The sequence below is a fragment of the Aliiroseovarius sp. genome, from assembly GCF_030148435.1.
Classification (GTDB): Bacteria; Pseudomonadota; Alphaproteobacteria; order Rhodobacterales; family Rhodobacteraceae; genus JASBTN01.
Map to the genome: position 1 here is coordinate 1 of NZ_JASBTN010000047.1, position 9819 is coordinate 9819.

8 protein-coding genes and 2 pseudogenes are annotated in these 9819 nt (G+C 63.6%); 7 read left to right on the forward strand and 3 right to left on the reverse strand.

The features are described from left to right. From Q1V43_RS08450 to Q1V43_RS08460, 3 genes and pseudogenes are all read right to left on the reverse strand, one after another. A pseudogene (locus Q1V43_RS08450) lies at positions 1 to 618 on the reverse strand (IS5 family transposase); the annotation flags it as partial. A 77-nt stretch (positions 619 to 695) separates the two neighbouring features. Then, positions 696 to 2408: a methionine--tRNA ligase gene (gene metG / locus Q1V43_RS08455; RefSeq protein WP_300516486.1), complete on the reverse strand. Its 1713-nt coding sequence runs from the start codon at positions 2406 to 2408 to the stop codon at positions 696 to 698. 91 nt (positions 2409 to 2499) lie between these two features. Then, positions 2500 to 3723, reverse strand: coding sequence for an MFS transporter (locus Q1V43_RS08460; protein ID WP_300516489.1), 1224 nt, complete (start codon positions 3721 to 3723; stop codon positions 2500 to 2502). 215 nt (positions 3724 to 3938) lie between these two features. Here Q1V43_RS08460 and Q1V43_RS08465 point away from each other — a divergent pair, with 215 nt between their 5' ends. The 7 genes and pseudogenes from Q1V43_RS08465 to Q1V43_RS08495 all read left to right on the forward strand — a co-directional run. Beyond that, positions 3939 to 5024: an ABC transporter ATP-binding protein gene (locus tag Q1V43_RS08465; protein ID WP_300516492.1), complete on the forward strand. Its 1086-nt coding sequence runs from the start codon at positions 3939 to 3941 to the stop codon at positions 5022 to 5024. A 145-nt stretch (positions 5025 to 5169) separates the two neighbouring features. Then, on the forward strand, positions 5170 to 5385 hold the full coding sequence (locus Q1V43_RS08470; RefSeq protein ID WP_300516495.1) for a twin-arginine translocase TatA/TatE family subunit: 216 nt from the start codon (positions 5170 to 5172) through the stop codon (positions 5383 to 5385). A 36-nt stretch (positions 5386 to 5421) separates the two neighbouring features. Continuing rightward, positions 5422 to 5931, forward strand: a complete 510-nt coding sequence (gene tatB, locus Q1V43_RS08475; protein WP_300516498.1) for a Sec-independent protein translocase protein TatB — start codon at positions 5422 to 5424, stop codon at positions 5929 to 5931. After that, positions 5928 to 6974, forward strand: a complete 1047-nt coding sequence (gene tatC / locus Q1V43_RS08480; RefSeq protein ID WP_300516500.1) for a twin-arginine translocase subunit TatC — start codon at positions 5928 to 5930, stop codon at positions 6972 to 6974. Before tatB ends, tatC begins: the two co-directional genes overlap by 4 nt. Beyond that, positions 6971 to 7828, forward strand: a complete 858-nt coding sequence (locus Q1V43_RS08485; protein ID WP_300516503.1) for an ATP-binding protein — start codon at positions 6971 to 6973, stop codon at positions 7826 to 7828. Before tatC ends, Q1V43_RS08485 begins: the two co-directional genes overlap by 4 nt. 156 nt (positions 7829 to 7984) lie before the next feature. Next, positions 7985 to 8980 carry a fatty acid desaturase gene (locus Q1V43_RS08490; RefSeq protein ID WP_300516506.1) on the forward strand — a complete coding sequence of 332 codons (996 nt, stop codon included), beginning with the start codon at positions 7985 to 7987 and terminating at the stop codon, positions 8978 to 8980. A 302-nt stretch (positions 8981 to 9282) separates the two neighbouring features. Next, positions 9283 to 9819: pseudogene (locus Q1V43_RS08495) on the forward strand (IS5 family transposase); the annotation flags it as partial.

The window sequence follows — 9819 nt, forward strand, 5'->3', positions numbered from 1 at the left end:
CAGCCTTGTCGTAGGAATGGGGGTGTTTTCGCGTCGGGTTTGGCGGGATGACGGCCTCGCATCCCCGCTCAGCCAGCCAGTCGCGCAGCCGTCGCGCGTCATAGGCGCGGTCTGCCAGCAGGCGGTGCGGTGTGGGGACGCATGTCAGAAGCTCGGCCACACCGGTCAAGTCATGCGCCTGGCCCGGCGTCAGGCAGAGTGCGACGGGGCGCCCGGCCTCATCTGTCAGGGCATGAATCTTGGTCGTCCGTCCGCCGCGTGAGCGTCCGATCGCATGGGTGAACTCCCCCCTTTTCCGCCCGATGCCGAGCGGTGCGCCTTGACCGATGTGCTGTCCGCGCTGGTCGTGCCGATCACACCGGAAGAGCCTGACAAGACATGGAAAACATCCTCCCAGACGCCCTGCTTGGACCACCGGTTGAAGCGGTTGTAGATCGTTGTGTAGGGGCCGTATTCCGCCGGGCAATCGCGCCAACGCGCTCCGGTCTTGAGCATATGCAGGATGCCAGAGATCACCCGACGGTCATCGACCCGTCGTGCCCCGCGCCGACCCGTTGGTAGATGCGGTCGGATCGCCGCCCATTCGGCATCGCTGAGCCAATACAAATTACGTGCCATGAAACCCTCCCGCCTGTTCCTGGCGGGAGTGAATCAGATAAAAACCAAAAGGGGAATCCGCTAATTGAGTACGGACCCTAGTTCCGCGTGCCGGAAAAGCGCGTCTGCCAGTCTTCGCGTTGATCGTCGGTGATCTTGGCAAAGAGGTTGTCGGGCACGGCGAAGGCGTGGCCGGGTTTCAGAATGTCCAGCGCGGCGGCCATGTCGTCGGGCCAGGTGTCATCGGTGTTCATCGCCTGAGTCAGGGTGGCGGCGGCGTCCGGGATGAAGGGCGCCGACAGCACCGCGTAGAGGCGGATCAGGTTCAAAGACAGGCGGATCGATCCCGCTGCCAGGCCCGGGTCTTCCTTGAAGGCGGCCCAGGGCGCGGCGGCTTGCAGGTATTCATTGCCCGCAACCCAGATGCCGCGCAGCTCCTGTGCCGCCTTGCGCACGTCCATCGCGTCCATGTGGCCCTCATAGGCGCGCACCTTGGCGGTCAGGTCCGCGATCAGCTCGGTCTCGGCGGGGCCATAGGCACCGTTAGGCACCTCTTCGCCGAATTTCGAGCGGCAGAATTTGGTCACGCGGCTGACGAAGTTGCCCAGCACGTCGGCCAGGTCTTTGTTCACGCTGGATTGGAAGTTCTCCCAGGTGAATTCACTGTCCGAGTTTTCCGGCGCGTGGGACAGCAGCCACCAGCGCCAGTAGTCCGCCGGCAGGATTTCCAGCGCCTGGTCCATGAAGACCCCGCGCCCCTTGGAGGTCGAGAACTGCCCGCCGTCATAGTTCAGGTAGTTGAACGACTTGATGTAATCGACCAGCTTCCACGGCTCGCCCGAGCCCATGATGGTGGCCGGGAAGCTCAGCGTGTGGAAGGGCACGTTGTCCTTGCCCATGAACTGCACGTAACGCACGTCCTCCGCGCCCTTGTCGGTGCGCCACCAGCGCTGCCAGAAACTGTCATCCTCGCCCAGCTCGTCGGCCAGCTCGGCGGTGGCGGCGATGTATTCGATCGGTGCGTCGAACCAGACGTAAAAGACCTTGCCTTCCATGCCCGGCCAGTCCTGATCGCCTTTCTTCACCGGTACGCCCCAGTCAAGGTCGCGGGTAATGCCGCGATCCTGCAGCCCGTCACCGTCATGCAGCCATTTCTTTGCAATCGAGGTGGTCAGCACCGGCCAGTCGGCCTTGGTGTCGATCCAGCCGTCCAGCTTGTCCTTCAGCGCGGATTGTTTCAGGTAGAGGTGCTTGGTCTCGCGCACCTCCAACTCGGTCGAGCCGGAGATTGCGCTGCGCGGGTCGATCAGGTCGGTCGGATCGAGCTGCTTGGTGCAGTTTTCACACTGGTCGCCGCGCGCGCTGTCATAGCCGCAGTTGGGGCAGGTGCCCTCGATATACCGGTCGGGCAGGAAGCGCTTGTCGGCGTGGGAATAGACCTGTTTCTCGCTGACTTCCTCGATCAGGCCGTTTTCGGCGAGCTTGCCTGCGAAATGCTGGGTGAGCTTGTGGTTGCGCTGCGACGAAGAGCGGCCGAATTTGTCGAACGAAAGGCGGAAACCGCGGGCGATCTCGGCCTGGACCTGGTGCATCTCGGCGCAGAATTCGTCGACCGGCTTGCCGGCCTTGGCGGCGGCCAGTTCGGCGGGGGTGCCGTGTTCGTCGGTGGCGCAGATGAACATGACCTCATTGCCGCGGCCGCGCTGATACCGGGCGTAAAGGTCCGCCGGAAGCTGCGAGCCCACCAGGTTGCCCAGGTGCTTGATCCCGTTGATGTAAGGAATGGCCGAGGTGATGAGGATGCGGTTCATGTCATGTCCCAAAGCTGTTTGGGGCCGTATACGGCATGGATGGGGGTTAGGCCAGAGGGTAGGGGACAGAGAACCGGGGCCGGGCGATGATCTATTTTCGGTCCCGGAACCGGCCCATCAACCGGCCCACGGTGAACGAGGTTCGCGGCGAATAGAGATAGGGCGTCCTGTCCTCGACGGTCGGACGGGCCCGCATCCGCGCCAGGCCGAACACGATCAGTCCCAGGTGCCCCGCCGCAACAAAGGCAAACAGCGCGCCGGGGCCAAAGGCGGTGATCAGTTTCGAACTCACGTAGGGGCTGGCGATGGCGCCGAGCGCATACCAGAACATCAGCGCGGCGGACAGTTCGACCCGCTGTTCGGAGGTGGCGAAGTCATTCGCATGGGCCGCCGAGACCGAGAAGATCGGGAAGGTGGTAAAACCGAAGAAACCCGCCGTCAGCATGACGCCCAGCGTGCCCGCGTCGCTTGCCGCAATGGTGATGCCGCTGGACAGTACAGCCGCCGCCGAAAGCCAGATCAGCACCCAGCGCCGGTCGTATTTGTCGGCAAGCCACCCCAGAGGAAGCTGTGCCAGCGCCCCGCCCAGAACGAAACTCGCCAGAAAGAAAGCGATCTGGTCAAGCTGAAGCCCGACCTCCTGGCCATAGACCGGGCCGACCATCCGGAAGGAGGCCGAACTGAGCGCGGCCACGATCACCCCGCCTACGGCAAGGGGGGACATGGACCAGGCCAGCTCCGGTTTCAGACGCGGTGCGGCGGGGGTCTCGGGCTGGGCGTTGCGGGTCATGGCAAGCGGCAGGATCGCCGCACAGCACAGGATCGCCAGGATGTTGTACGAGACATACTGGGCGGGCTCCAACACGCCAATGAGCAGCTGCGCGCCCAGCGAGGCCCCCATGTCGACGATCCGGTAGCCGCCCATCACCCGTCCGCGTGTGTCATTGGTGATCTTGGCATTCAGCCAGGCCTCGATCACCGTGTAACACCCGGCAATGCACAGGCCGGTGGCAATCCGCATCACTGCCCAGGCATAGGGGTTGATCCACAGCATATGCGCCAGCAGCCCGATCGCCCCCATCGCGGTAAAGACCGAAAAGCCGCGCGAATGGCCGACCGAGCCCATCAGCCGCGGCGCCCACCAGCAGCCAATGAAGAAGCCCAGGAAATGCGCCGAGCCGAGCATGCCGACCTCGGCCCTGGAGAATCCCACGGTCAGGCCGGACACCGCGTCCAGCGGACCGACCCCCCCCGAACTGAGCTGAAGCAGGATCACCGACAGAAGCAGTGAGGCGAAGGAAATCATCAGGCGCATGGAGCTGTCCGTCGGGGCCGCATTGGCCCTATGGTGACAGGGTGGGAAGGCACCTCTTGGCCGGCTGCGACAATTTGGCGTCGTTTTCGGCGGGCTTCACCGTTCTGCCGTCGCGACCTGTCCTCTGGCGGGCTGGCAGGGTTGCGAGCGCCGGGTGAGGCTGCTATCTGCGGAAAAAGCCCGACGGAAACGGTCGGACCAACCGGAGACCGCCCGTGACCGCAGAGCAGCCCCGCCTGGAAATCCGCAACCTGACGCGCAGCTTCGCCGGGCGCGAGGTGGTGCGCGGTGTCAGCCTGAACGTCGCTCCGGGGCAGGTGACATGCCTTCTGGGCCCCTCGGGCTGCGGAAAATCCACCACCCTGCGCATCATCGCGGGGGTGGACAGCCAGGATTCGGGCGATCTCTATATCGATGGGGAACTGATCTGCGGTGGCACCACATTCGTGCCACCGGAAGAGCGTTCGGTCGGGTTGATGTTCCAGGATTTCGCGCTGTTTCCGCACCTGTCGGTGGCCGACAATGTGGCCTTCGGCCTGAACGGCAACCGCGCCGCGAACCGCAAACGCGCCGATGAGCTGCTGGATCGCGTGGGGCTGGGCTCCTACGGCCACAACTATCCGCATGAGCTCTCGGGTGGCGAACAGCAGCGCGTGGCGCTGGCCCGCGCCATTGCACCCCGCCCGCGCATCCTGTTGATGGATGAACCCTTTTCCGGCCTCGACAACCGGCTGCGCGACGGGATCCGCGACGAGACCCTGTCGATTCTCAAGGAAGAGGGCACGGCGGTCCTCCTGGTCACACACGAACCCGAAGAGGCCATGCGCATGGCCGACGAGATCGCGCTGATGCGCGACGGGCGAATCGTGCAGCGCGGCGCCCCCTACAATATCTACAACACGCCCGTGGACCGGGCGGCGGCGGCGTTTTTCTCGGATGTGAACGTGATCCGGGGCCGGTCGAACGGCGCGTTGACCGCAACGCCCTTTGGCGATTTCCTGACCCCGGGTGTGGCCGATGGCGCCGAGGTCGAGATCGTGATCCGCCCGCAGCACCTGAAGATCGACTTCGACCGTGGAGGCAAGGGCCCCGCCCCCTCGCCGGACCATGGCGTCTGGGCCTGCGGGCGTGTGGAACGCGCGCGTTTCATCGGGAATGAAAGCCTTGTGGAATTTGTCATGGACAGCGACGGCACCCGGCTCAAGGCCACCGTGCCCTCGGTCTTTCTGCCCAAGCGAGACACCGCGCTGTGGATCGCCATCCGCCGTGACCGTTGCTTCGTTTTCCCGGTCGGCGGCTGAGCCAGAACCCCCTCATTTCACCTGTTCAGCCAGTTTCTTGCGCAAAAACCCGCTTTGGGGCTTTGATCTTGCGCGGGAAGGCAATAAATACACAAGGCGATGAATGACAGGGTGGGGACAGCCCTGCCTTTAAGGGAGACATCCAATGCTCAACAATATTGGCCTGCCGGGCCTTCTTCTGATTGCCGTCGTGGTGCTGGTTCTGTTCGGCCGCGGCAAGATCTCGTCTCTGATGGGTGAAGTCGGCAAAGGCATCACCTCGTTCAAGAAGGGCGTTGCCGAAGGTCAGGAAGAGATCGAAAAGGCTGCATCCGAAGAAGCCAAGGACGTGACGCCCGAGTCCGACAAGGACAAGGCCTGACCCGCCCTCAGACCACGCTAGATCAAGGGGCGGCCCATGTTCGACATCGGAATGACCGAGCTGCTGCTCATCGGCATCGTTGCGCTTATCGTGGTGGGTCCCAAGGACCTGCCCGGCATGTTTCGTACGCTCGGGCGCTTTACCGCCAAGGCGCGGTCGCTGGGCCGCGAGTTCAGCCGCGCAATGAACGACGCCGCCGCCCAATCCGGTGTCGATGATGTGGCCAAGGACTTGAAAAACGTGACCAATCCCAAGGCGATGGGGTTGGATGCGCTGAACAAGGCGGCCGACAGTTTCGAGAAATGGGACCCCTCCAAGCCCGACACGAAATCGGATGCCAAACCCGCCGCCGAACGCGGTGGCGAGACCGCCAAACTGGCCGAGGAACGCGCCGAAGCCGCGCGCAAGATCCACGAAGCCACGGCGAAGAAGGCGCAGGCGCGCCTCGACAAGGAGGCGGCCGAGGCCACCGAGACGGCAGCCCCCCCCGCTGCGGATGCACCCGCCGACAAGACACCAGAACCCACGGAAAAGCCTGACGCATGAGCAAAGCCGACGAGATCGAAGACAGCTCCGCCCCGCTGATCGAACACCTGGCCGAGCTGCGCACACGGCTGATCAACTCGGTGCTGGCCTTCGTGGTCGGCATGGTGATCTGTTTCGCCTTCGGCGGCATGATCCTGGATTTCCTGCTGGTGCCGATCGAAAAGACCATGCGCGAGCTGGGCGACCCGAATCCGGTGATGATCTATACCGCCCCGCAGGAGTATTTCTTTACCCTCATTCGCATCTCGATGGTGGGCGGTCTGGCCTTGTCCTTCCCGGTCATTTCCAACCAGCTGTGGCGCTTCGTCGCTCCGGGGCTCTACCGCAACGAAAAGGACGCCTTCCTGCCGTTCCTCATTGCCTCGCCGGTGCTGTTTCTGCTGGGCGCGGCCTTCGCCCAGTTCATCGTCGTGCCGCTGGCCATGACCTTCTTCCTGGGCTTTGCCGATCTGCCCTCCTATGTGGCGGCCGTCCTCGTGGGCGAAGAAGTTGCAACGACCGAGACCGCGGACACCGGCATCGACATCGTCTTTTCCGGCAAGGTGAACGAGACGCTGGACATCACGCTCAAGATGATCGTGGCCTTCGGGCTGTGTTTCCAGCTGCCGGTGCTTCTGACCCTGATGGGCAAAGCGGGTCTGGCCACCGCGTCCGGCCTGCGCTCGACCCGCAAATACGCCGTGGTCGGCATCCTGGTCGTTGCCGCGCTGGTGACACCGCCGGACGTGACCACCCAGCTGATCCTGTTCATCGTGGTCTACGGGCTTTACGAGATCTCGATCTTCCTGGTCGCGCGCGTCGAGAAGCAGCGCGAAGCCCGTCTGCGCGCCGAGGGGCTGTGGTTCGAGGATGACGAAGACGAGGCCGCCGAAACTGACCCCGCCGCCCCTGCCGCCGCCACCGACCCGGAAGAAGAGGCCGACGACCCGCTCCTGGCCGAGTTCGACGAGGCTGATGACGCGGATGACGCGGACGACGCGGATGACGATGGGACCGGAGGCGATGATGATGAAGACCCGAGCATGGTGGACGACACCAAATGACCGGGCCGAGCGGGGATGAGGCGCTGACCCGCATCGCCGAGGCGCTGGAGCGCATGTCTCCCGCGCCCCTCGCGGCGCCTGATTTCGATCAGGCCGGCGCCTTCGTCTGGCACACGGATCCGGACCGTCTGGAGCCGGTGCCCCATGTGAACCGTGTTGCCATCGACCTTCTGGTCGGCGTGAACCGCTCGCGCGATACGCTGTTGGAAAACACCCTGCAATTCGCCCACGGGTTGCCCGCGAACAACGCGCTACTCTGGGGCGCGCGGGGGATGGGAAAATCCAGCCTGGTCAAGGCGGTGCACGCGGAAGTTCAGGCGCAGGGCCTGGCCCTGAAGATCGTCGAGCTGCAGCGCGAGGACCTGCCCTCGGTCAGCCGCCTCCTGACCCTGCTGCGCGGCTCGCGCCACCGCTTCGTCCTGTTCTGCGACGACCTCTCGTTCAGCCATGACGACCAGCATTACAAGAGCCTCAAGGCGGTGCTGGACGGCGGCATCGAAGGCCGGCCCGAGAACGTGGTTTTCTACGCAACGTCCAATCGCCGCCACCTGATGCCGCGCGACATGATCGAGAATGAACGCGGCTCGGCCATCAACCCGTCCGAAGCGGTCGAGGAAAAGGTCTCGCTGTCGGACCGGTTCGGCCTCTGGCTGGGCTTCCACCCCTGCGACCAGGACGAATACCTGCAGATGATCCGCGGCTATTGTGACGCATATGGGGTCGAGATCGACGATCAGACCCTGCGCGCCGAGGCGATCGAATGGCAGGCCACGCGCGGGGCTCGGTCGGGCCGCGTCGCCTGGCAGTATTTCACGGACCTTGCAGGCCGCAGGGGCGTGGTCATCGCCCCCTGATCCACGCGGGTCTTTTCGGGGCGCAGGCGCGCGCAACCCTGGGTGGCGCGCGCCCTCTTGATTGCACCCCGAATTCGTTACAAAATTGTTTTCAAGCCGATTTAAGCCAGCCCCGGCTGCGGGCCTGACCATGTGTCCGCATTATTGGAGAAGACCATGGAACTGCGCACTGCCCTGCGGGCCTATACCAAAAAGGACAATCGCCTGGCCTATTTGAGCCTTCTGTCCAACCTCGTCATCTATGCCCTGTCTGCGTTCACGGCGATTCTGGCCGTGGGGCAGGGGGATTGGCTGGTGGCGGTGCCCGCCGTGGTGGTGCTGGCTTTTGCCGGTGTGCGGCTTTACGTGCTGCAACACGATCTGGGCCACCTGTCGCTGTTCGAGACCAGGGCGCAGAACCGGTTCTGGGGCTATGTCGTTTCGCCCTTTACCTTCGCGGCCTACCCGCAGATGACCCACAACCATAATCTGCACCACGCCTATGTTGGCGACCTGAACGAGCGTCACACGACCGAGATCTACACAATGACCGTGGCGGAATGGGAACGGGCGGGCGTCTGGCAGCGGCTCTATTACCGCCTGTACCGCCACCCGGCCGTGCTGATTCCGGTGGGGTCGTTCTGGACCTATTTCTTTGTCTACCGCTGGCCCAAGAACGCGGCGAGCGTCGGGATCAAGGCGATTCTGGCGCATAACCTGGCGATCCTGGCGCTCTTTGCCGCGCTCCACCTGTGGCAGGGCTGGTCGGGTGTTTTCACCTTCGCCTTCGCGATCTGGCTAGGGGGCTGCATTGGCGTGGCGCTGGTCTATCTGCAGCACAATTTCGAAGGCACCTGGTGGGACCGCCGACCGGATCTGGATTTCGAACGGGCTGCGATCCAGGGCGGATCGTGCCTGGATTTCGGCTGGGTGTTTGACGAGATGGTGGCAAATATCACCAAACACGACATCCACCACCTGGTGGCCGCGATCCCCTCCTACCGCCTGCGCGCGGCGCATCGCGAGATGGAGAAAACCCACGCCCTGCGACGCATCTCCTTCCGCGAGGCGCTGCATGCCTTTAGCCTCAGGCTGTGGGACGAAGAGACCGAAAACCTGGTACCCTTCCCGAAGGAACGGCGCATGAGGGTGCGTGAGGCGGGGGCGGAGTAGGAGTAGGGGCCGGTTCCCTTACAAGGCGTTCTCAGTTTCCTTCCGGAGAGTCCGGGTTGAAAAGGGGTTGTATCTTCCCCGCAGCCATCCCAACTTTGAATGGAGCCGGGAAGAGCGTTTCCGGCAGTCTTCCGTTCTGCCGACGCGCAGGATTGATCCCCGGTGCGCTGTCATTGCGGGGTTCCTTTGATGAATGGTATTTGCCCGCCCGGCCTCGGGGGGGAATCCAATTGAATTAGGGTCAGGATGCATTGATTCCAGCGCTCAGGCGTGGTTCACGGCTCTGAAAACGGAGCGGTGATATGAGCGATCTTTATTGGCTGAACGACACGCAGATGGCACGTCTTGCGCCTTTCTTCCCGAAGTCCCACGGCAAGCCTCGGGTTGATGACAAGCGCGTGCTCAGCGGAATTATCTTCATCAATCGCAATGGGTTGCGGTGGCGCGATGCGCCTGCGGAATACGGCCCCCACAAGACGCTCTACAGCCGTTGGAAGAGGTGGAGCGAGAAAGGCATCTTTGCCCGGATGCTCCTGGAACTCGCCGATCAGGGCGGCGCAACCGACACTCTCATGATCGACGCGACCCATCTGAAGACGCACCGCACGGCCTCCAGCCTGGGGCTGAAAAAGGGGGGCGTGGCCGCCTGATCGGGCGCACCAAAGGCGGCATGAACTCGAAGCTGCATACTGTCATGGATGCTTTGGGTCGCCCGCTGCGGATGTTTCTGACAGCGGGCCAGCGCAGCGACTACGTCGGTGCACGGGCGCTGCTGGACGCTTTGCCGCCCGCCAAGCACATGCTCGCGGATCGGGGATACGATGCGGATTGGTATCGCG